Genomic DNA, 20,960 nt, shown 5'->3' with positions numbered 1-20,960 from the left:
GCGGTCGGTGATAGCCGAGGTCAGCGCATACCGGTACCAGTCAACGGCAGAGCCGGCTGTCGTCCCCGCGATAGCCGATCAGCCGGGCCGACGGCCAGCGGCCGTCGCGGATCTCCGAGCGCACCAGCCGCGCAAGTAGCCGGGCGACATCTTCCGCCGCCGGGGTGCGAGGAGCGGTTGGGGCGATGGTCAGGACGATCCGGCGCCGCAGTTGCGGTCCGTGCAGTGGCGCAGCGCTGATCGAGTGCGCCTCGAGCTCTTCCGCGAAAGCGATCGGTGGCAGGACTGCCCACCCTCGCCCTCCGGCAACCAACTGCTTCTGTATCCGCAGCGAAGCGGTGACCACAACCCGGAAACGCACGTCCATGCTGTCGAGCAAATTTCGCAACGCGCTGCCGACGGGCGGCAGCACCATCGGGTGTTCGGCGACCTCGCGCAGCGCGACCGGCGCATCGGCACGCAATAGCGCATCCGCCGGGGCGATCGCCCACAACTGCTCGGTCGCCAACGGGGTCGGCGACAGTGTCGTGATGCCGGGGCGCTCCGCGGTGAGGCAGACGTCCAGCTCGCCCGCGTCCATCCTGCGCTGAAGGTGGCCGGAATCGCCGACGACCACACGCAGGTCCAGCCCGGGATATTCGTGCAGCACGGTGGTTGCCAGTGGTAGGCCGATCGTCTCGGCGATGCTCTCGAGCAGTCCCACGGTTACCGTGCCGGTGGCGGCTGGCATCGGCGTTATTTCCGCCCGTGCGCGGCCGAGTTCGAGCAGGGCGGATCGGCTACGTTCGGCCATCACCTGCCCGGCGCCGGTCAGCGTCATGCCGTGACGGTTCCGCTCGAACAGCATGACGCCGAGTTCCTGCTCGAGGGCCTGGATCTGCCGGGTGACCGAGGACTGGGTCGAATGCAACGAGTCGGCCGCCCTGGTCACACTGCCCAATTCGGCGACCGTTACGAAGGCGGTCAACTGCTTGATGTCCATGGCAATTCGGACGCCCTCTGGCTCGGTTCCGAAATTGTTCGGGTTCGCCCAAGATGCTAGACGTGTGCCCAAACGACGGGTTCGGCTATGGATAGCACTCAGTGAGCTGTCTGGTCAATAGGTAGATCGAGCTGGTGAGATGTGGCGGGGCAGCGAGGGGCCGATGTGGACCCGGGCGTTCAACAATTTGTCCAGTCGCCCTACATCTGGTGGCGCGGCTGGCGCGAATGCTGAACCTGCATCGAGATATGTGATGTGTACATTCTACGTAAATGTGATTCTCCTTTTTGGATAATGATGATCCGTAGTTCTGGAGGGGATACAGCAGTCCGCGCTGGATGCGGACGAAGGGAGAAAGCAAGCCCATGGCAACACCGTCTGTGGATGTCGCTCGTCCTGACGAGGTCGACACCGGACGACTCGAAGGCGCCTCGCGACTGCGGGTGATCCTGATAATTGTGGCGATCGTCTTGGCCACCGAGGTCGGTACGTACTACTTCACCTTCGTCTCGATGGCCACGCCCTACATCGGTGCGGACTTCCCGCACCAAAGCGCGGGTCAGCTGACCTGGATGTCGACCCTGTATGCGATCGTCGGCGGGGTGCTGGTTCCGGTGGCCGGCAAACTGTCCGATCGCCTCGGTAAGAAGAAGGTCATCCTGGCCTGTCTGGGGACATCCCTGATCGGAAGTGTCCTGGTCGCGGTCACCTCGACGTGGCCACTGATGTTGTTGGGCCGCGGTTTGCAGGCGGTGGCTTTCCCGGCGATATTCGTCTCCTACGGCTTGATTCGCGATCTGATGCCGCGACAGCACATCAATATGGCCATCGCCCTGGCCGGTGGCGGTACCGGGGTCGGCGCCGTGCTCGGCCCGGTAGCCGGTGGTTTGTTGACCGATCACTTCAGTTGGCGGTCGCTGTTCTGGTTCTGCGTCGGCTGGACCGTGGTGACGATCATCCCGCTGGCGATCCTTGTGCCCGAGACGAAGTTGCGGGTGAAAAGCCGCATCGACTGGGTCGGCGCGGTCCTGCTGGGCGCCGGAATCGGCGGGGTACTGATATACCTCAGCCAAGGAGTCGTCTGGGGATGGGCCAGCCTTTCTGCGCTGGCTTGGCTGATCGGTGGTGTTGTCCTACTGATCGTCTTCTACGGCTGGGAACTGGTCACGCCCGAACCGATCATGGACCCGAAATTGCTGCGCACGCCCCGGTTCGTCACCATCATGGCGGCGGCATTCCTATCGGTGGGCATCATGCAGGGCCTCGGCTATCTGATGAGCTACCTTGCCGAGACGCCCGGTGGCGCCGCCGGCGAGGCGATCAAGCGGCAGGTCGTCGAGGGTGCTGCCCAGCAAGCGGCGGCGCAGGCGTCGCAGCAGACGCAAATGAACATCTCCCCATCGATGATGATGCAGTACTTCTCGGTCGAGGGAGAGCTGCCGGGCCTCAACCTGACGCTGCTGCAGTTCACAGTGCGGGCCCTGTTGGCGATGACGGTGGTGTACGTGATCGTGTCACCGCTGTGCGGCTGGTTGTCCACCCGCTTCGGGCTACGGCGTCCCTACATCATCTCGCCGGTCATGTTCATTCTTGCGTCGGTGCTGTTCGCGCTGTACCACGAGAATGCGTTGCAGCTGGCCCTGATCGCGATGATCGCCGGTATCGGCGCGGGCGCCTTCCTTGGCACGCTGCCGAACATGGTGGTGGAATCGGTACCGCAGGAACAGCAGGGGATCAGCGCCGGAATGTATGGGGCGTTCAACAGTTTCGGTACCGCCGCGGCCGCCGCGGCCACGGCGGCGATCTTCTCGGCACATCCGCTGATCCTGCATATCAACGCGCCGGGGCACGTCGAAGCCCGCAAGCTCGACACCGGGCCGATGGCGCAGTTGCCGAGCGAGTCCGGTTACGTCTACACCTTCTATATGTTCGCCATCGCGGCCGCGGTGGCGCTGGTGCTCGCCGTGGTGGCCATGCGCCAGTTCGACAAGCCGGCGAACGGCGGGTTCGAGGTCTGATCGCCGAGAATGCGGCGCCCACCCGGGCGCCGCATGTCGGCTCTGCTCGCCTCGTGTAGTTGGGCCCGAGGCGATTTCCCGCGCCGGTCATACGGCGCAGAAATGCGAGGTTGACTATGTCCGAAGCGTCGCTCCAAGAGCCGGTCGAACCCGTTGTCCGCACCAATGGTGGCGCGGTACGAGGCCGAATCGAGCACGGAGTAGCCGTCTTCCGTGGGATTCCGTTCGCGCAGCCACCAGTGGGCGATGCCCGATTTGCGCCGCCGCGCCCGGCCACCCCTTGGCCGGGCGTCCGCGACGCATTCGAGTTCGGTCCGCCGCCACCGCAGGAAGCGGGGATCGCCGGGCTGACAGGTATGTCGAAGATCCCGGAGGGCGACGACTGGCTGACAGTGAATGTCTGGACGCCGCAACCGGATTCGGCTGAACGCCGGCCGGTTATCGTGTGGATCTACGGCGGGGCATACAAACTCGGTTTTTCCGGTAGCCCCGGTTACAACGCATACCGGATCGCCCGCGAGGCAGACGTCGTCGTCGTGACGTTCAACTACCGGGTCGGTGTGGAGGGGTTCGCCCGGATATCCGGAGCCCCGGCGAATCGTGGCCTGCTCGATCAAGTCGCCGCTCTGCGGTGGGTGCGGGAGAACATCGCCGCATTCGGCGGCGACGCCGATCGGGTCACCGTGTGCGGTGAGTCCGCCGGTGCCGGATCGGTGGCAGCGTTGTTGGCGATGCCCAGTGCCGCGGGGCTTTTCCGGCGAGCCGTCATGCAGAGTATGCCCGGCAAGTACTTCTCCGACGAATTGGCCGCCGACATCGCCGAGGTCATCGCGAAGGCCGTGGGCCGCAGCCCGACGGTGGCCGACCTGGCCGGGGTCGACCCGCGGCGACTGCCGGATGCCGGTGCGGCCGTGGGCGCCGCGATGCGTGAGTACGCCGAAACCTGGGGTTCGGCCGCGTATCTGCTCGCGCCCTTCGCTCCCGTAGTGGACGGTGAAGTCCTGCCGACGACACCGTGGCAGGCGATCGCGGACGGTGCCGGCCGAGATATCGACCTCATCATCGGACACAACCGGAACGAATGCCAGCTCTTTCTGGTGCTGACCGGAGAACTGGAAGCGATCGATGACGAGCGCGCCGAATTCGACCTGCGGCGCTACGGCCCGGGGCCTGACAGCGAGCGGGCCTATCGTGCGGCATTCCCGGATGCCACTGCGGCGCAGTTGTGCGAACTGGTGCAGTCCGACAACCAATACCGCATGCCCGCAGTACATCTCGCGGAGGCCCAGGCTGGGGCCGGCGGACGCGTCCACATGTATGAACTCACGTGGGCGGCGCCCAACCGGCGCGGGGTTTTCGGCGCATGTCACGCACTCGACGAAACGCTGCTGTTCGGTACGTACGAAACACATCTCGGGCCACTGCTGCTGGGTTCCGAGCCCTCAGCCGAGGCGCTCGAGCTGTCGGTCCGGATGCGCGCCGCCTGGGGTCGCTTCGCCGCGACGGGCGATCCGGGCTGGCCCGCTTACGAGCCGGGTCGGCGGCTGGTTCAGCTCCTCGATGCGAAGCCGACCGTAGCCCCGTATCCGGAGGAGGCCTCCCGGCGGCTCTGGCAGCAATACACTTTCGGCGCCCTGCCTCTGCTGCAGCCGTCGCGGTAGCGACAGTGCCGAGCGCGACTCGGCGAAGGACGTGCAGCAGGCCCGAACGGCTCGATCGGTACATGCAGGCACCCGCAAACCACGACCGTTTCGAAAGCAACACCGCGGCAGCGCATTCGGGCAATCGGGCGTAACTGGCGGCCTACCTCGGAATCATACTTCGCCCGGCGTAGGCCCCTCGCCCTTGGGCGCGGGTTGGTAAGTGGTGCAGTCGGCTACTGACGTTGTGTCCAGGGCCGGTCGTCCCAGGCGCGGTCGAGCGGTTCCATGCCGCCGCCGAACGGAAAGAATTCGCGCTGTGCGTAGGTTTCCAGCGCGGTGCCTTGGTTCATCTGAGCCAGGAATGCCTGTTTGAGCTGATGAGTGAACAAGCGGCGGGTGTATCGCAGGGTCAGCGGTGGCCGCTTGGCCAGTTCATGTGCCAGCTCCCAGGCGCGGTCGAGGAGTTCGTCTTTCGGATGCACCTCCGCGACCGCGCCCCACTCCATGGCCTCCCTGGCGGTCAGCTTCTTACCGGTCAGCAGGAGGTATCGGCCACGGTTGTGCCCGACCAGGAAGTTCCAGATCACGTGTTGGCCGTCGCCCGGCACCATGCCGCGCGGAAAGTGCGGAACGTCTTGGAACCAGGCGTCTTCGGACGCCAGCACTATGTCACCGAGTAGGGGTACCTCGGAATGGAGGTTGCAGGGTCCGTTCACCGCACTGATCATCGGAACGTCGACGTCGAGTACGTTGAACACCAGATTCTGGCCGTACCAAGCCTTTTCATCGAGCTTCCGTAGTCCGTCCCGGCCCGGCATAGCCTGGTATACCGGCTCTGCGGGCGAGGTGCCGTCGGGGAGCAGGCCCCAGTCGGCGTTGTAGTTGGTGCCCGTGCCGGTGTGGATGAGCACCTTGATCTCCCGGTCACCGGCCACGTCGGCGAAGGCGTCGGCCATGTCGTCGTGCGCGCGCCAGTCCCACACCAGCGGACCACCATTGGTGTGGCACTGCATGAGCAGTACGCCATCGTCGCTCAGCTCGAAGCGGTAGTTGGCGTAGCGGTCCTTGTACTCGGCGAATCTCGAACGTTTGACCACGGCCGCTCCTTCGGAAACGTTGGCTACGCGCTGGGTGTGAAGGTGATGTGCAGTTCGCGGAGTCCGCGCAGCAGGAAGGTGGGTTCGTATTTGTAGCTGCGTTCGCCGCTGGGACCGTGTGCGGTGTCGTCGATGCTGATGTCGTAGGCACGGTCGAGGAGGCGGTTGAGGGTGACCTGGCCTTCGACTCGGGCCAGTGGTGCGCCGGCGCAAGTGTGGATACCGCGGCCGAAGGCGATGTGTTCACGGGCGTTGCGGCGGTCGATGTGGAATTGATCCGGATCCTCGAATTTGCGGGGGTCGCGGTTGGCGGCACCCAGGCACAGCATCACCACGGTGCCCGCGGGGATGTCGACGCCGCCGAGTGTGGTGGTCTTCTTCACGAGCCGGAAGTCGACTTTCGTCGGGCTTTCCATGCGCAGCGACTCCTCGATGAAGCCACCGATCAGGCTGCGATCGTCGCGAACCCGCTGTTGCAGGTCGGGCCGCTCGCCCAGCACCCGAACGGCGGAGCTGAGCAGTTTGGTGACGGTTTCCTGCCCGGCGGCGAACAGGAAAGTGGCGGGGCGGACGAGTTCGATGACCGAGGGGTTGGTCCCGTCGGGGTAGGTGGTCGATGCCAACACGCTGAGGATGTCTCCGCGCGGAGTGCGCTGCCGGTCGGTGATGTAGGCGCTGAACTGATCGTCCAGCCACTGCAGCGGGTTGGTGCCCACCGGTTCGCCGTCGAGCGCACCCACTCGGCTTCCTGGAGTCTTGTGCCCGGCCAGCGTGGCGCGGAATTCGTCGCGGTCGTCGTCGGGGACGCCGAGCAGGTCGGCGATGACGAGGGTGGCGAAGGGTTTGGCGTACTCGGCCAGGAATTCGCACTGCCCGTTGGCGAGGAACTCGTCGAGCTGGCGATCCACCAGCTGCCACATGTAGTCCTCGTTCTCTTTCAGCCGTTTGGGGGTGATCAGTCGGCTCAGCAGCGCCCGGGTCCGTGTGTGGTTCGGTGGATCCATCGTCACCATGAACTCGTTGATCGGGAACTGGTGCCGGTGTTCTTCGATTTGGGCGCTGATGTCGTCGCCTTCGGGTTCGAAGGGCAACGGCGGGAAGGGGCCGCCGATGGAGACGGCGGCGGAGTAGGTATCCGTGTCGCGGAAGACCTCGATGACTTCCTGGTATCCGGTGACGGCGATGACGCCGTAGCGGGGTTCGCGAAACACCGGGTTCTGACTACGCAGGTATTCCAGGTAGGGGTAGGGGTTCTGGGTGACGGCGGGGTCGGAGAAGTAGTCGACTGCGGCCAGATCGGTCATTTTCTCGCCGGCCTTTCGTGGCGGGTGGAGCGCTCGATCAGTCGACACAAGACTGAGCGATCGATCAAACTGTTAGGATGATGCATGCTTACCATGGCTCGAAGTGAGCGGTCAAGGGACACAAATGTCCTTGAAATACCTTGTCTTGGTGTTCTTCTCGAGAGGTTTCACTGATGCCCAACAAGCGTGCGGCCACCGGCAAGGATGCGGGAGCACGTAGCCGACTGATGGAGGCGACCGCTCAAATTATGCGCGAAGAGGGGTACGCCGCGGCGACATCGCGCAGGGTGGCGGCCAAGGCTGGGGTGAAGCCCGCATTGTTGTACTACTACTTCCCCACGATGGACGACCTGTTCCTCGACGTCCTGCGTGCCGGCGCCGAGCGCGAGCTGGCTCGGGTGCGTCGGGTGCTTACCGACGAGGATCCGTTGCGGGCATTGTGGTCGATCAACACCGACTCCCGGTTCATCCAGCTGAATACCGAATTCATGGCATTGGCCAACCATCGCAAGGTGATCGGTGCCGAGCTCAAGGCGTATGCGGAACGGGTGCGTGACATCGAGACCGCCGCCGTCACCCTGGTCCTGCGCGCGTACGGCATGGACCTGGACGAGTTTCCGCCGGTGGTGATGTCGATGCTGCTCACCGGGGCGGCGCGCATTCTCGGTAACGAGAGTGCGGTGGGGGTCGAGCAGGGCCATGCCGAATTGCGTGCGTTCGTCGAACGCTACCTGCGACGTTTCGGCACACCGCTGCCGCCGCGTGAGCCGGCTGTGGCCCTCGCACCAGCAACACGAGAGCCGGTCGGTGACGAGTAGCTGATTGCGGGAACAACGACCGGTTCCATGCCCGCGGTATCGCCGTCGGTCCTGACCGGCGTGAGGCCGGCTCGCCGCCCCGCTCGTAATCCCCAGGTCGATCCGAGTGCGCGGGCTGTAGAACTCGGTGTGCTCACGCCCCAGACCGGTCGTCCCGGGGCGTGATCACCAGTTTCATGACAACCTCCAGCAGACCGAGGGTTTCGCGGGACGGGTCGAGCAGGGATTGGATGCGCAGGCCATCGATCATCGCCAGCACCAGGGTGACCTTCTCGTGGGCCGAAAGGTATTCGCTGTCGTGGGCGGTGGGCAGCGGGCTGTTGGCCAGGTGTGCGCGCAGCCGTTCACGACGACCTGTGAAGAACTCGTGCGCCGGATGCGCCGGGTCGGTCGCCGCGACAGCGAGCGCCATCCAGTTGCGCTGGTAGCCGGGGTCGTCGAACTCGGCGCGGAGCACCTCACCCAGCACGCTCTCCCCGGCCGTTCCGGCCTCGAGGATCTGTGCCGCCAACTTCTCCTCGTCCTCGTCGCGCTGGTTCAAAGCGGCGACGAGAAGCTCATCCTTGCCGGAGAAGTGCCGCAGCAGCGCCGCATGCGTCACCTGCGCTCGCGCGGCGATGTCGCGCAGGGAGGCGCGCTCGTAACCATGCTGGGCGAAGCTCTCCAGCGCGGCGCGAACGATCTGCGCGCGCCGCGCCGGGGTGGCCGCGTTCGGGCCGCGGCGGCGCCGCCTCGGACCAGTCTGTTCGGCGGGGTTATCGGCCTGCGCGGAAGGGGTCACGAGCGTCCTTCGGTCGGTTCTCGGGGCAGAGTCTCTCGATCGCCGTAGTCTAGTATTGCAAAAAGTAACCACCATGGTTACTTTTGCTGCGAAGGTGTCGACTCGGTACAGCAACAGGAGGCCATGTATGTCCATCGCGGACGTATCGAGCAAATCTCTCGTCGACCTCATTTCGTTGCGGGGCAGGCGGGCGGTCGTGACCGGAGGTGCTCGTGGGCTGGGCAAGGCGATCGCGCTGCGCTTGGCGGAGGCCGGGGCCGACGTCCTGATCGGCGACATCGAGGAAGAGCTTGCCGTAGCCACCGCCGAGCAGCTGGCTCGAGCGCACGGCGTGCACGTGATCGGCGCCGCCATGGACGTGACCGACGCGACCTCGGTGGCGGCGGCGGCCGACCGTGCGGTCGCGGAACTGGGCGGCCTGGAGATCTGGGTGAACAACGCCGGCGTCTTCCCGAGCATTCCGCTGCTCGAGATGGGCGAGCAGGACTGGGAGAAGGTGTTCGCTGTGAACGCGTGCGGCGTCTTCCTCGGCGCACGCGAGGCGGCGCGGCGCATATCCGATGCGGGTACCGGCGGCGTCATCGTGAACATCGTCTCGACCGCCGGATTCCGTGGTAGCGCACCGGGTTTGGCCGCCTACGTAAGCTCCAAGCACGCTGCGCGCGGCCTCACCCGCGAGCTGGCGCTCGAACTCGCGTCGCTGGGCATCCGAGTGCTCGGAGTCGCGCCGAGCTTCGTCCCCACGGAGGGCAATATGAAGATGGCCGCGGCCACCGCTCCGGTTGCGGACAGCGCTACGCCGCCCACTCCCTTGATGCTGAACGGGCCGGTCGGCCGTATCGGCGTTCCGGACGACATCGCCCGAGTCGTGCTGTTCTGCGCGTCCGACCTGTCGGCCTTCATGACGGGCAGCACGCTACTCGCCGACGGCGGCAGCACCATCTGATCACGAGCCCGCTGCTGAGATTTTCTGTTGTAGAGTCTTGCACTCTTCGGTATCGAGTGCTAAAACAAATCTATGCCAGATGGCACAGATTATCTGCCTCGACAATGGAGATTGGAGTGAGTTGGAGGTGGCGACCATGCTGATGCGCACCGATCCCTTCCGTGATCTGGATCGTTTGACCCAGCAGGTGTTCGGCACACCGGCCCGTCCGGCGGCGATGCCGATGGACGCTTGGCGCGAGGGGGACGAGTTCTTGGTGGAACTCGATCTACCCGGCATCGACCCGGACTCGCTGGATCTGGATATCGAACGCAACGTGGTGACTGTGCGGGCTTCGCGACCGGAGCTCGACTCGGAGCGGTCGATGATCGCCGCCGAACGCACCCGTGGAGTGTTCGCCCGCCAGCTTTTCCTGGGCGAGAACCTCGATACCGATGCGATCCGCGCCGACTACCGCGACGGGGTGCTGCGTCTGGTGATCCCGGTGGCGGAGAAGGCGAAACCGCGCAAGATCGAGATCGCCCGCCACGACCACGAGCGCCAAGCCATCAACGCCTGACACCCGGCCCGGCGCTTCTCCCTGCAGGAGGCAGCGTCATGATCCACGCCCAGTCGAGCCCTTCCGGCACTGAACCACTCGGTCCCGTGTTGCTCGATCTCGACCCGGACCTCGAGCAGCTTTTCGCAGAGGTCGATCAGATCCTGCGCGAAGCCCTCGCGCGGGTACCGGGTACGCCGCGGGTGCCGGTGCCCAGGCCAGGGCCGCGGGGGCGGCCGGTGAACCGCGAGTACTTCGCCCGGTTGCGGGGCCGGCGCCCCACGACCGGGCGAGCCACCCAGCGCAGCCCTCCGCTGATCGCGGGCCCCTGCGTGGTACCGGCAGCATGGTTACCAGCATGAGAGCGAGGTGATGCCCGTCCTACAACAAGAAATCATTCTCGCTGGGTGGCGGACGCGCGGCCCCGAGCCTGCACACCAGCACCGACCCGCGCCCTGAGGTCCCCGGTTGGTAGGGATGGCCGTGGCCGGGCGTGCACAGCCACCGGATGTGGCAGCCAGGTAGACACCGCGTCGCGCCCGCCCGCGAGAGCGCGTCACATAGTTCCAGACTCCTTCCATCTACGGGTGGGCCCGGTCAGCACCTTGTTCGGGCCCACCCGCCCGTTCGCCAGATGATGACCACGCGACGACGAGAGGCCGAGCGTTATGGCCACAGCCTTTGCGTCGATGATGGCGAACCGAAAGTTGGATTCTTCGGTCTTATCGTTCGGCAGGTCCGTTCTTTTCATTCGTCTGTTCTCGGCCGAGTGGATCGCCGATACTTGATTCGGTCCTGGCTCGAGTGCTGGCCATCGGAGCGATTTGGCCTGGTCGGCACAAACGTAGTATTTCAAGCATGCCCAGCGGACTTTGCCGCGCTATACCGAAGACGCGCACAACTTTCGGAATCAGCGATTAACGCAAGCGGGTATGGATCGGCGAGTAGCCCGCCGCTGCGCCAACAGTGATCGAACCAGGACAAGCCGAAACAACTGTCTCTATCAGTCAGCACGTCAGGAATCCGCACCGACAAAAGGAGCAGAGAATGACACAGAGGACGAAGAGGGACCAGTTCGATGAGATCGACGTCGACGGCGACGGTGTTATCACGGTGGACGAGTTGAAAATGCACCTCCAGAGTGATCCGAAGATCACCGCCGCTGAAGCAAGCAGAATCGTCGATTTCGCCGACGCGAACAGCGACGGTGCACTCAGTTTCGAGGAGTTCGAGGCCTTCACTCCGTAACCGCAGTCCACCGGGATCGCGGGGGCTACCTCCGAAGATCTCCATGGAAGGTTACGAGGCCGCCCGGAGTAATCTCCGGGCGGCCGCTTATGTCGCCGAGGAGTTGTGGTTTCGGTCGCGCGACGGCCACGACGTCACCATGGCGTGGCCGGAGGGCGACCTCTACGGCGAAGAACCTGCCGACGCGGCGGCCCTGCTCACCCATGCGATGCCCACCGTTTCGCAGATTAGGTTTGCCCATGCTGAATGTGCGGTGTTATTTTCCCTGCGCATCGGCCATTTCGGCGTATTGCTGATAGTTTGCCGATAAGGTCGCACGTGAGCTCGAACTTGCTGGTCAAACGGACACCGTGAACTACCCATGGAGGTCATGGTCTTGACTCGTCAGTTTCTTCGCTTTCTCTGCGGCAGGCGCAGCGGTTCGCTCCAAGCCCTGAGTGCGCTCGCCAGCGTGATATTCGGGCTGCTGCTGGTGACGACGGCAAGCGCCGAGCCGTTGTATCCGGAGCCCGATCCGGACCCGTTCTACTCCGCCCCGACGGATCTGGCGGCGCACCGGCCCGGTGATGTGCTCGACGTGCGGGCGCTGCCGCCGGTGGTCCTCTTCCCCGGCGCCACCGTCACACTGGTCTCCTTCCGCTCCACCAACTCGCATGGCGCACCGATCGCGGCGACTACGACGGTCATTACACCTCTCGGCCATCAGCCCGACGGGCCGCTGCTGTCGTACCAACATTTCATCAATGCGCTCGGCACCGACTGCTCGGTATCGCACCAGCTCTACACCGGCGATCCGAATCTGGTGACGACAGCGGCGATGCTGAACACAGTGCTGGCGCAGGGCTGGAGTATCGCGCTGCCGGATCATCTCGGCCCGAACTTCGCTTTCGGGGCTGCGCGTTTGGGCGGCCAGATCGTATTGGACGGTGTGCGCGCGGTGAAACACCTGCCCGAACTCGCCGTGCAGCACAGCCCGGTCGTCCTCGCCGGTTACTCCGGCGGCGGCATGGCCACCGGATGGGCCGCTGCGATACAGCGGTCGTACGCGCCCGAACTGAAACTTGCGGGCGCGGCCATCGGTGGCGCCCCGATGAACCTCGAGCAGATGGCGGAGGCGGTGGGCATGGAGACCCATCCGGCCTTCGGACTGGCCATGGCCGCGGCGATCGGTCTGGAGCGGGAGTACCCGCAGCGGATGCCCGTCAGTGCGTATCTCAACGAGCGCGGCCTGGCTATCCGGGACGCCATGGCCAACAGCTGTACCAACCAGATCCTCGTCACCGGTGTCGGCGGCAGCGCCCGCGAATTCCTCGCCAGCAGCCCTACCCGTGCGCTGCCCGAGGCTCGGGCGGTGTTGAGGGAGAACAGCCTCGAATTCTTTGCGGGGCTTCCGGAAATACCGGTGTTCGAATGGCATTCGCCGACAGACCCCCTTATTCCGATCGACGCGATCGACAATCTCGATGCTCGCTGGTGTGCGGCCGGGGTGCGGTTGCAGACGCTGCAAGTGCCTGCGTTAGAGCATCTGTCGGCCGCGGTGGTCGGCGCCCCCGAGACACTGAGCTGGCTGAACGCCCGGATCCTCGGCGAGCCCGCGCCCGCCAGCTGCTGAGAGATCGCCACTCGTCCGCCCACGTGTGCGCTGCGGCGGCGTAGTACCCGCGGTCGGGCCGCAGTGCTGCGTGTGCTCGTCGGAAAGATCGTGAAAGTGGTTGTGGCCGAAGCGGATTCGGTCCATTGCATAACGATTCGATCGGTGGACAAGAAGCCCCTTCCGACATATTCGGAAGGGGCTTTCTGGTGTTCGAGCGACGAGCGGATGAGACGATGCCATGGCAGGATGGTCTTTTCGCCGGTCGAGGATGAAGGTGTGACGCGGCTAGGTGCGGGTACGACCGAGATGGTGATGGCCGACCGCATCCGGGTTGCGCAAGTGGGTGAGTGATCATGAAGACGAGATCGCCGGAGACGGTGAAATGCCGGGGATGTCGGTGCTGGTGGCCATTGAGCGCGCACAATGTGTGCCACTGTTCGCAATGCCATCAGACGTTCACGGGGGAGAAGGCCGCGACTCTGCACTTGGTTGTGGACTATCGCCACAAACCACACGTCATCTGCCGAACACCGCAGAGTGTCGGCCTTGTCGATGCCGGACGTGATTATCCCTGTTGGGGCTTGCCGCAGCATTAGTGTCAATCGCTGCGGGTGTGCGAGCGTTCGGCGCGAGGTGCAGCGACATCCAATCCCGTTGGGCCACATCCGAGTGCGTGTCAACAGCCTGGGGCGCTGTGCGCCTATCCAGCCATGCCGAGGTGCGAGGGGCTCGTTGTGCGTGGGCGGTTCGCCCAGTTTGCCGGGAATCGGCGATCCCGGAAGGCCTACCTCGGCGGCCAGGAGGAGTGCGGTGGGTACTGGTGCTGCGGGTATTGGGCGGGTGGTTGCTGCCACTGCGGTGGGTACGGCGGGGTCGGGATTCGTGGCGCGGACGACCGAGCCGAGATGATTGCTGTCACCGAAGCGCCCAAGGCGAGTAGTGCGGCGGGGATGCCGAGAGCGAAATCTTTAGCCTCGGTGAATTCCGAGTGACGCGCCATGCCGATCACGAACGAGAGACCGGGGGAGAACAGCGCGCCCGCGGCGACGGCGGCGAGTGCACGGAACGCGCCGTTCTTGGCACCGGCGCCGGTCACCAAGATGATGGCCGCCAGCACGGCGATCGCGGCGATGAGCAGGAACGGGATGTGGTCCCCGAAATCGAGGTAGTCGTTGGTGAACCGCCAGATTCCCATCAGAATCGCGGATACGACGAGCAGTCCTGCGGTGATCCAGTCCAGTGGCGCGGCCCCCGCGCGCGGCGGTGCACCGAACCCGGGGCGCGGATACTCCGGACGCTGCTGCGCATACGGATATCCTTGTGGATCAAGGTAATTCCCTTGCGGCGGAAAGGATTCGGGTTGGTGTGGCGTAACCACGGCGAACTCCTTGCTGACCCCCGGGGCCGACGTGGAATCGATCAGGTCGGTCCAGCAACCATACCGGACGGGCGCCGATGGCACCCGGTTCTAGGGTCCGACGTATAACTCCTCGTTCGGGAGTCGCGGCAGTCCGCGCCCGTCGCCCGGGATTACCGAGACCGAGTCGACATAGTGGTGGGTCCTGTGGTCCTCGATGAACTGCTCGGCGGCGCTGGCCCGGGCTATGAAGTCCAGGATCACTCCACGCAGGTTGACTTGCAGGTGTACATCGGGCTCATGGGGCGGTCTTGCAGTCGTTGGATTTTCCAGCGATGTGCACGCATCGGTAAGCATGGTCGACCGTGGTACGGGGTGCCAGATCATCGTCACGCAAATTCCGAACAGATAGTTTCTCGGGAGGCGGTATTCCAATATTCGCTCAGGCCGGTTGCCTGACCCTTCCCACCGCTGGTGAACGCGATCCGTGTCGAGGCAGCCATCCGGCCGGGGTGGCTCCGGGATGCCATTCTCGGATCGGTTCTGAAACTGGCTGCGCGCCGGCTATCCGCACGGCGTCCCAGCCGAGGACTACGTCGCCTTGCTCGCCGTACTGCATCCGCGAGTTGACCGAGGACGAGGTCGGTGCGGTTGTCGAACAGTTGATTACGGCGGATACCGACGGCGTGATCGACCCCGGTCAGGTCCAGGACGCGATCGGCGAACTCGCGCCCGAAGGGTCTGGCGAGGATGATATGAATCGAGTCGCGGCCCGGCTCGCCGCGGTCGGGTGGCCGCTGGCCCACCCGTCCGACGCCTGAGACCTCCTATGGCCCTATCCGATCTGCTCACCAGAATCGTCGCGTGGCTGCGTGCCGGATATCCGCACGGTGTGCCGGATCCGGACTATGTGCCGTTGCTGGCTCTCTTGTCACGGCGGCTGCCCGAAGCGGATGTGCGGCAAGTGGCGGGCGAGCTCATCCAGCAGGGGGCGATTCCAGCTGACCGGGTGGATGTCGGCGTGCTGATCACCAAGCTCACCAATGAGATGCCGCTCGAATCCGATATCGCCCGCGTCCGAGCGCATTTGTCGGCCGCGGGTTGGCCGATCGATGACGCATGGTCCGATCCGGACGGGGAAGAAGGCTGATCGACCCCGCACAGACGGCCGAGTGTCATGCCAGGTCGGTGGCGATCATTTTTTCGATATTGCGTTCGGCGAGACCGGTAATCGTCAGGAAGGGATTGACGCCGGTGTTGCCCGGAATCAGCGATCCGTCGATGACGTACAGCCCGGAGTAGCCGTTGAGTCGGCCATAGTCATCGGTGGCCTGTCCGAGCAGGCAGCCGCCTAGCGGGTGATAGACGAAGTCGTCGCCCCAGACCTTGTAGACGCCGAACAGATCGGACCGATAAACCGTGCCAGCCTTGGCATTGATGGCATCGAAGACGCGTTTCGCCGCATCGATCGAAGGCTGGGTGTACGAGGCCTGCCAGGACAGATCTACCCCGCCGGTGGCGGAGTTGTAGGTGAACTCGGCGCGGTTGGGGTTCTTGGTGATCGCCAGATAGAGATTCACGCCGTTCTCGGTGCTCGTTGGGAACGGGGCGATTTCGGCGAATACCGGACCATTCGAATCGGCCCAGTTGTCGATGCCCATGCAGGGAATCGCGGATTGGAGCGCGCCGGTCAAATCCAGTCCGGCTCGGCCGACCATTACATTGCCGTTATTGCCCCAGCCCGCGCCGACCGAATCGGCCAGGTTGGGCAGCTTACCCAGCGCCTTCATGGTGACCAGCAGTTTGCTGGTTCCCACGCTGCCCGCCGCGAAGAAGACTTTGTCCGCGGTGACGGTCTTGGTCGCCACCGTATTGCCCAGCACGTCGATCTGGGTGATGACCACGGTGTAGCCGCTCGCGGCCGGTGCCACACTGGTGACCTTGTGCAGCGGGGAGATACTCAGCTTGCCGGTCGCGGCTGCCACCGCCAGATAGGTCTTGTCGAGTGAACGTTTTCCGTAGTTGTTGCCATAGATCACCTCGCCGCCCAGCGCCGAGCGGGTGACAGTATTCGCCTGCTCCTTCTGCATGTAGCTGAAGTCGTAGACGTTGGGCACGAATGTCGTTGTGTAGCCGGCGTTATTGGCGGTCTTGCGACTGACGCGCGCGTATTTGTAGCATTCGGCGGATTCGAACCAGGCCGAGTCGACATTGTTGACGCCGAGCGCGGCCTGTGCCCGGGGAAAATAGGTGGAGTACATCGTCGTCGCGTCGACCGATGGCAGGATCTGTTGGAAGTAGTCCTGTTTCGGCAGCGGAGCCATACCGCCGTTGACCAGCGAGCCGCCGCCGACCCCGCGGCCCTGATACACCCGCGTCGCCGCGAAATGCTCCGAATCGAGCACACCGGCGTCGCTCGGGCTGATATTGCGGTTGATATCCGCCCCGACGAAATAGCCGACCGGCTGCTCGGTTCTGGTCCGGAACCAATATGAGCGCTCGTCGGGATCGAGCATGGTGCAGAATACTTTTCCGTCCGAGCCGGGTGTGGTCCAGTTCTGTCCCATCTCGATCATCGCCACCTGCTTGCCCGCCTGACACAGACGCAGTGCGGCGACCGCGCCGCCGTAGCCGCTGCCGATAATCAGATTCGGCACGTGATCCCCGTTGCCGATGGGTGCCGCCGACGCCTTGGCGGTCCACGCCGCGGGGCTGAGCGCCATCGCCCCGGCCGCGATTGCAGTGCCCGCCAAGAATTTCCGGCGATTCATCCCTTGGCGAACGCCGGTGTTGGCCGAGGGGCGTCGGTCGTACATGAGCGAAACCTTCCGATGTGAGGCGTAGGAAAGTGCCTCGAATCGGCAGACTGTAACAGGTTCTAGTTGAGCATTTGAGTGAATCCTGATGTTGACGTGTCACGCGTGTGCGAGCTCGTTTCGATGGATCAATAGCGTTGGCGCACAAAGAATTCGATAAACCGCTGATATTCGGCCATGCATTGGAAGCGCGGCGGCTCAACTGGCGATTTCGCGGCCGCAACGAACATGGTCACGAGTCCAGGTGTCGCCTACGCAATCGGTACTCGAACACACCGCGAGGTTCACCCGGCCCGAAATACTGGTCATCATGTTCGACGAATTCAAACCCGGCACGCTTGAACAAGTTCGCCGCGGTCTGATTGTCGGGTCGAACCGTCAGATAGACGACCTCGGCTCCATCGGTCCGGCACTGTTGCAGCATCTGGTGCAGCAGAGTGGGACCGTAGCCTTTGCCCTGATGTTGCTCGGCCACCGCGAACGTGAAGAGCAGCGCCCGACCCGCCTTTCGAAGCGTCAGCGCATAGCCGATCACCCGGCCGTCCAGCTCCGCGACCAGCCAATCGGATCCGTGCAGGTCGTAGAGCTGTCGCAGCATCAGATACAGGTACGGCTCGGCGAACACCTCGGCCTCGATGGCCGCGATATCTTCGATATCGGCGAGGCGTGCCTGCCGGTATTGCGGCTGCGGCGCTCTTACGATGTCCATGAGCTTCCTAGTGCCGGGCAAGGTCATCGCGGACCACCAAGAACGATACTCGGCTGACCAGTGTTTATGAGAACGGCAGTAGACCGGATGTGGCGGCAGGGCCGACGTTCATCGGAGGTTGTTTGTGCGCCAGAGGTTTTCGGAAATTTGGGGTCGGCCAGCATGTCGGGCGGGCGCAGTCGTGACAAATCCAAACAGATCCGAGGAGTGATTGCGCCGCGACATAGTCTGGCCTTCGTCGGGGTGTCGAATTCGGGAGGTGTCAGATGTCGAGTCTCCGAGCTGTCGTCGTCGCGAGCATGGTGGGTTGCTCGCTGCTGGTGGGGCAGGTGCCCGCACACGCCGACCCGACCAACGGCCCGGCAGCGCCGGTGTCGCCCGGCCCGTCCGATCTGCAGCGGTGGATCGACGCCCATATCCCCGCGCCATCGTTTCCGCCCGCCGCGTCACCGCCGTCCGGTGCCGTGCCCGCGGACTTGGCGGCGTTGTGGCAAGCGGTGCGGTCCACACCGTCGGGGGATCGGATGTTCGACGCGTGGCCGGATGGGCTCGATGGTCTCGCTCCCGGGGATATCGTCGAGTGGCGTGATGTGACAGCGACTTCCGCACCGCTGGCGATTGTGCCGATTCAGCGTGCGATCCTGATGAAATTCCGGACGACGGACGCATCGGGCGTGCCATCCTTCGGGACCGCGACATTGGTGATTCCCGCCGCCGCATGGACGGGTCCGGGGGATCGGCCGGTGCTGGTGAATGCGTTGCCGATCAATTCGCTCGGGCTGAACTGCACGCCGAGCTACGCGATGGCGCACGGGTTGCACAGCAAGTTCAATGTGGGTGATCTGTTTCCACCGAACACAGGATGGGGGCTGAGTCGCGGCTACGCGGTGCTGATTCCCGACCACGAGGGTCCGTGGATGGCCTATGCCGAACCCAGGGTTGCCGGGCATGTGGTGCTGGATTCCATTCGCGCTGTGCGCAACATATTGCCGACCGAGTTCATCGATAGCCGTTTTGCGATCACCGGATATTCCGGCGGTGCGATCGCATCGTATGCGGCCGCCATGCTGCTCGACGAGTATGCGCCGGAGCTGTCGGGTTCGGTGGTCGGGGCGGCCATGGGTGGACTCGTCACCGATTATCGAATGGTCGCCAGCCGGTTCAACGGAAACTCCGCATCCGGCATTCTGCTGGTTGTCGCGCTTGCAATGGGCCGGGAGCATCCGGAGATCCTCGGCTACCTGAACCATCTGGCGCAGTGGGCAGCGACCTCACCGATCAAGGACACCTGTGGTGACAGCAACGGCCCGCTCGGTGTGGTTGGTGTCCCGATCGACGCCGCCGCGAATATCAGTGCCCCGCTGACCAGCGGTTTCGCGGATCGGATCTTCGGGCAGCTCAACCTGACGGACCGTAAAGCGGGTGCGCCGCTCTACATCTATCACGCCGCGAGCGACTTCTGGATCCCGCACGAGAACGGTGACGATCTCTACCGCGACCAATGCGCGCGCGGTGTCCCAGCGGTGCACCGCACCGAACCCGGCGAGCACATCATCGCCCTGTTCACCGGGTTTCCCGGGGAAATCGGCTGGATCGACGGACGTTTGCGCGGCGAGCCCGCCCCGAGTGAATGCCCAGGGCGGTGAGCTCGGACCAGCGGATCGCGGGCCGAGCCCAGAACCGGCGCAGAGCGCAGCGTCAAGACGGCGAAGCCGCCGAGACCGGCCTCGACCTGCCCTGGTCGGACCAGCTCCTCGCCCAACGGGCCTGATCCTCGGCGCCGCCTACCACTGCGCCGCCGTGATCACCGACGGGGGCACGCCACAGAACGCCGGACGGTACCCGCTAGTGCGTGGCGGTCGCGAAAGGCGTTGCTACCGGCCCTGATTCGGTGCGGTTCGGGTGCGTCCACAGGCCACGGCGTTCCAGGATGGGCAGCACGCCCTCGCCGAACCAGTAGGCCTCCTCGATGTGGGGATAGCCGGAGAGGATGAAATGGGTGATGCCCAGGTTGGCGTACTCGGTCAGACGGTCGGCGACCTCTTCGTGTGAGCCGACCAGGGCGGTGCCCGCCCCGCCGCGTACCAGACCGACGCCCGCCCACAGGTTCGGCGCGATCTCCAGACGATCGGTGCGGCCGCCGTGCAGATCGAGCATGCGGCGCTGTCCTTCGGATTCGCTGCGCGCGAGACTGGCTTGCACACGGGCGATTTCGGCGGGGTCGAGGCCGGACAGCAGTCGATCGGCGACGGCCCAGGCTGCTTCGGAGGTGTCGCGGCTGATGACGTGAATGCGTAGCCCGTAGCTGAGTTCTCGGCCTTCGGCGGCGGCGAGTCCGCGGATCCAATCGAGTTTCTTGCCGACCGCCGCGGGCGGTTCACCCCAGGTGAGGTAGGTGTCGGCATAGCGGGCCGCGACGGGTCCGGCGGGGCCGGAGGAGCCGCCGAAGAATACCGGCGGGATCGGGTCCGGGTGGTTGTTGAGCAGGGCGTCGCGAATCTGAATGTGGGTGCCCTCGAAGCTGATCGGTTCGCGGGACTGCCACAGCTCGCGTACCACGTGCAGGAATTCGGCGGTGCGTGCGTAGCGCTGTTCCTTATCGAGGAAATCGCCGTAGGCCTGTTGCTCATGCGGTTCGCCGCCGGTCACCACATTCAACAGCAGGCGGCCGCGGGAGTGGCGCTGATAGGTTCCGGCCATCTGCGCGGCCAGCGTCGGGCTGAGCAGGCCGGGGCGGAACGCCACCAGGAATTTCAGTGTTTCGGTGGTTTCGACGAGCATGGCGGTGGTCAGCCAGGCATCCTCGCACCAGGCGCCGGTCGGGGTGAGAACAGCCTCGAATCCGTTGTCCTCGGCTGCCGCGCCGATTTGGTTGAGATAGCGCAGCGATGCCGGACGGTCACCGGACATCGAAGTGCCGTGACCACCGGCGATCAGGCCACGCGAATCGCCGTAGGTGGGCAGAAACCAATGGAACGACAGTGACATCGACAACTGCTCCTCGCCGGTTCGGATGCCGTTTTCGGGCACGGATAACGGCGATGCTGCCAGCGTCGCCGAGCCGTGTCACCGGTTGGAATCTGTGTGGTTCTTACCCCCGAGCAGCACG

22 protein-coding genes are annotated in these 20,960 nt (G+C 64.6%); 13 read left to right on the top strand and 9 right to left on the bottom strand.

The annotated features are described in order from the left end of the window. Positions 1-40: 40 nt before the first annotated feature. A complete protein-coding gene (locus ACIBG0_RS20275) occupies positions 41-982 on the bottom strand; it encodes a LysR family transcriptional regulator (protein WP_397034490.1) in 942 nt (313 codons plus the stop codon). Positions 983-1,347: 365 nt separating this feature from the next. Here ACIBG0_RS20275 and ACIBG0_RS20270 point away from each other — a divergent pair, with 365 nt between their 5' ends. After that, positions 1,348-3,000, top strand: a complete 1,653-nt coding sequence (locus tag ACIBG0_RS20270; protein WP_397034489.1) for an MFS transporter — start codon at positions 1,348-1,350, stop codon at positions 2,998-3,000. A gap of 116 nt (positions 3,001-3,116) precedes the next feature. Next, positions 3,117-4,661 carry a carboxylesterase/lipase family protein gene (locus ACIBG0_RS20265; protein WP_397034488.1) on the top strand — a complete coding sequence of 515 codons (1,545 nt, stop codon included), beginning with the start codon at positions 3,117-3,119 and terminating at the stop codon, positions 4,659-4,661. Between the two features lie 215 nt (positions 4,662-4,876). On the opposite strand, the gene ACIBG0_RS20260 is transcribed toward ACIBG0_RS20265, so the two are convergent. Both ACIBG0_RS20260 and ACIBG0_RS20255 read right to left on the bottom strand, forming a co-directional pair. Then, positions 4,877-5,740, bottom strand: a complete 864-nt coding sequence (locus tag ACIBG0_RS20260) for an enoyl-CoA hydratase/isomerase family protein (protein WP_397034487.1) — start codon at positions 5,738-5,740, stop codon at positions 4,877-4,879. Positions 5,741-5,763: 23 nt separating this feature from the next. Continuing rightward, positions 5,764-7,044 carry a cytochrome P450 gene (locus tag ACIBG0_RS20255; RefSeq protein ID WP_397034486.1) on the bottom strand — a complete coding sequence of 427 codons (1,281 nt, stop codon included), beginning with the start codon at positions 7,042-7,044 and terminating at the stop codon, positions 5,764-5,766. A gap of 173 nt (positions 7,045-7,217) precedes the next feature. On the opposite strand from ACIBG0_RS20255, the gene ACIBG0_RS20250 reads away from it, so the two are divergent. Further along, positions 7,218-7,862 carry a TetR/AcrR family transcriptional regulator gene (locus tag ACIBG0_RS20250; protein WP_397034485.1) on the top strand — a complete coding sequence of 215 codons (645 nt, stop codon included), beginning with the start codon at positions 7,218-7,220 and terminating at the stop codon, positions 7,860-7,862. Positions 7,863-7,995: 133 nt separating this feature from the next. Here ACIBG0_RS20250 and ACIBG0_RS20245 read toward each other — a convergent pair whose 3' ends face one another. After that, positions 7,996-8,643, bottom strand: coding sequence for a TetR/AcrR family transcriptional regulator (locus tag ACIBG0_RS20245; protein ID WP_397034484.1), 648 nt, complete (start codon positions 8,641-8,643; stop codon positions 7,996-7,998). A gap of 127 nt (positions 8,644-8,770) precedes the next feature. On the opposite strand from ACIBG0_RS20245, the gene ACIBG0_RS20240 reads away from it, so the two are divergent. The 6 genes from ACIBG0_RS20240 to ACIBG0_RS20215 all read left to right on the top strand — a co-directional run bounded on the left by ACIBG0_RS20240 (position 8,771) and on the right by ACIBG0_RS20215 (position 12,987). Then, complete coding sequence (locus ACIBG0_RS20240; RefSeq protein ID WP_397034483.1) at positions 8,771-9,589, top strand: SDR family NAD(P)-dependent oxidoreductase; 819 nt, start codon at positions 8,771-8,773, stop codon at positions 9,587-9,589. Positions 9,590-9,725: 136 nt separating this feature from the next. Further along, positions 9,726-10,148: an Hsp20/alpha crystallin family protein gene (locus ACIBG0_RS20235; RefSeq protein ID WP_397034634.1), complete on the top strand. Its 423-nt coding sequence runs from the start codon at positions 9,726-9,728 to the stop codon at positions 10,146-10,148. 38 nt (positions 10,149-10,186) lie between these two features. Further along, entirely contained in the window at positions 10,187-10,489 is a 303-nt protein-coding gene (locus tag ACIBG0_RS20230) for a hypothetical protein (protein ID WP_397034482.1), read from the top strand. A gap of 685 nt (positions 10,490-11,174) precedes the next feature. After that, positions 11,175-11,375 (top strand): EF-hand domain-containing protein, encoded by a 201-nt coding sequence (locus tag ACIBG0_RS20225; RefSeq protein ID WP_397034481.1) that lies wholly within the window; start codon positions 11,175-11,177, stop codon positions 11,373-11,375. Between the two features lie 43 nt (positions 11,376-11,418). After that, positions 11,419-11,685 (top strand): hypothetical protein, encoded by a 267-nt coding sequence (locus ACIBG0_RS20220; RefSeq protein WP_397034480.1) that lies wholly within the window; start codon positions 11,419-11,421, stop codon positions 11,683-11,685. 66 nt (positions 11,686-11,751) lie between these two features. After that, positions 11,752-12,987 (top strand): lipase family protein, encoded by a 1,236-nt coding sequence (locus ACIBG0_RS20215; RefSeq protein ID WP_397034479.1) that lies wholly within the window; start codon positions 11,752-11,754, stop codon positions 12,985-12,987. A gap of 766 nt (positions 12,988-13,753) precedes the next feature. On the opposite strand, the gene ACIBG0_RS20210 is transcribed toward ACIBG0_RS20215, so the two are convergent. After that, a complete protein-coding gene (locus ACIBG0_RS20210) occupies positions 13,754-14,347 on the bottom strand; it encodes a hypothetical protein (protein ID WP_397034478.1) in 594 nt (197 codons plus the stop codon). A gap of 90 nt (positions 14,348-14,437) precedes the next feature. Then, positions 14,438-14,590, bottom strand: coding sequence for a hypothetical protein (locus ACIBG0_RS20205; protein WP_397034477.1), 153 nt, complete (start codon positions 14,588-14,590; stop codon positions 14,438-14,440). 362 nt (positions 14,591-14,952) lie between these two features. Here ACIBG0_RS20205 and ACIBG0_RS20200 point away from each other — a divergent pair, with 362 nt between their 5' ends. Then, positions 14,953-15,147: a DUF3349 domain-containing protein gene (locus ACIBG0_RS20200; RefSeq protein WP_397034476.1), complete on the top strand. Its 195-nt coding sequence runs from the start codon at positions 14,953-14,955 to the stop codon at positions 15,145-15,147. 8 nt (positions 15,148-15,155) lie between these two features. Next, positions 15,156-15,476, top strand: coding sequence for a DUF3349 domain-containing protein (locus ACIBG0_RS20195; RefSeq protein ID WP_397034475.1), 321 nt, complete (start codon positions 15,156-15,158; stop codon positions 15,474-15,476). A 25-nt stretch (positions 15,477-15,501) separates the two neighbouring features. Here the strand turns inward: ACIBG0_RS20195 and ACIBG0_RS20190 are convergent, their stop codons facing one another. Then, positions 15,502-17,142, bottom strand: a complete 1,641-nt coding sequence (locus tag ACIBG0_RS20190; RefSeq protein WP_397034474.1) for a GMC oxidoreductase — start codon at positions 17,140-17,142, stop codon at positions 15,502-15,504. A 232-nt stretch (positions 17,143-17,374) separates the two neighbouring features. Further along, on the bottom strand, positions 17,375-17,851 hold the full coding sequence (locus ACIBG0_RS20185; RefSeq protein WP_397034473.1) for a GNAT family N-acetyltransferase: 477 nt from the start codon (positions 17,849-17,851) through the stop codon (positions 17,375-17,377). A gap of 266 nt (positions 17,852-18,117) precedes the next feature. Between ACIBG0_RS20185 and ACIBG0_RS20180 the strand changes: the two genes are divergently transcribed. Then, positions 18,118-19,497: a lipase family protein gene (locus ACIBG0_RS20180; protein ID WP_397034472.1), complete on the top strand. Its 1,380-nt coding sequence runs from the start codon at positions 18,118-18,120 to the stop codon at positions 19,495-19,497. Then, positions 19,494-19,622: a hypothetical protein gene (locus tag ACIBG0_RS20175; protein ID WP_397034471.1), complete on the top strand. Its 129-nt coding sequence runs from the start codon at positions 19,494-19,496 to the stop codon at positions 19,620-19,622. The genes ACIBG0_RS20180 and ACIBG0_RS20175 overlap by 4 nt, the downstream gene beginning before the upstream one ends. A gap of 74 nt (positions 19,623-19,696) precedes the next feature. Here the strand turns inward: ACIBG0_RS20175 and ACIBG0_RS20170 are convergent, their stop codons facing one another. Further along, positions 19,697-20,839: an LLM class flavin-dependent oxidoreductase gene (locus ACIBG0_RS20170; protein ID WP_397034470.1), complete on the bottom strand. Its 1,143-nt coding sequence runs from the start codon at positions 20,837-20,839 to the stop codon at positions 19,697-19,699. Between the last annotated feature and the right edge of the window lie 121 nt (positions 20,840-20,960).

The sequence above is a fragment of the Nocardia sp. NPDC050630 genome (assembly GCF_044457245.1).
Taxonomy (GTDB): Bacteria; Actinomycetota; Actinomycetes; order Mycobacteriales; family Mycobacteriaceae; genus Nocardia.
Note: the sequence above shows the minus strand (reverse complement) of the source record. Positions and strands in the feature narration are given on the sequence as shown.

Coding starts and splice junctions, on each gene's coding strand:
- ACIBG0_RS20275 (WP_397034490.1), bottom strand. CDS start 982: ATGGACATCAAGCAGTTGACCGCCTTCGTAACGGTCGCCGAATTGGGC.
- ACIBG0_RS20270 (WP_397034489.1), top strand. CDS start 1,348: ATGGCAACACCGTCTGTGGATGTCGCTCGTCCTGACGAGGTCGACACC.
- ACIBG0_RS20265 (WP_397034488.1), top strand. CDS start 3,117: ATGTCCGAAGCGTCGCTCCAAGAGCCGGTCGAACCCGTTGTCCGCACC.
- ACIBG0_RS20255 (WP_397034486.1), bottom strand. CDS start 7,044: ATGACCGATCTGGCCGCAGTCGACTACTTCTCCGACCCCGCCGTCACC.
- ACIBG0_RS20250 (WP_397034485.1), top strand. CDS start 7,218: ATGCCCAACAAGCGTGCGGCCACCGGCAAGGATGCGGGAGCACGTAGC.
- ACIBG0_RS20240 (WP_397034483.1), top strand. CDS start 8,771: ATGTCCATCGCGGACGTATCGAGCAAATCTCTCGTCGACCTCATTTCG.
- ACIBG0_RS20235 (WP_397034634.1), top strand. CDS start 9,726: ATGCTGATGCGCACCGATCCCTTCCGTGATCTGGATCGTTTGACCCAG.
- ACIBG0_RS20230 (WP_397034482.1), top strand. CDS start 10,187: ATGATCCACGCCCAGTCGAGCCCTTCCGGCACTGAACCACTCGGTCCC.
- ACIBG0_RS20225 (WP_397034481.1), top strand. CDS start 11,175: ATGACACAGAGGACGAAGAGGGACCAGTTCGATGAGATCGACGTCGAC.
- ACIBG0_RS20220 (WP_397034480.1), top strand. CDS start 11,419: ATGGAAGGTTACGAGGCCGCCCGGAGTAATCTCCGGGCGGCCGCTTAT.
- ACIBG0_RS20195 (WP_397034475.1), top strand. CDS start 15,156: ATGGCCCTATCCGATCTGCTCACCAGAATCGTCGCGTGGCTGCGTGCC.
- ACIBG0_RS20190 (WP_397034474.1), bottom strand. CDS start 17,142: ATGTACGACCGACGCCCCTCGGCCAACACCGGCGTTCGCCAAGGGATG.
- ACIBG0_RS20185 (WP_397034473.1), bottom strand. CDS start 17,851: ATGGACATCGTAAGAGCGCCGCAGCCGCAATACCGGCAGGCACGCCTC.
- ACIBG0_RS20180 (WP_397034472.1), top strand. CDS start 18,118: ATGTCGAGTCTCCGAGCTGTCGTCGTCGCGAGCATGGTGGGTTGCTCG.
- ACIBG0_RS20170 (WP_397034470.1), bottom strand. CDS start 20,839: ATGTCACTGTCGTTCCATTGGTTTCTGCCCACCTACGGCGATTCGCGT.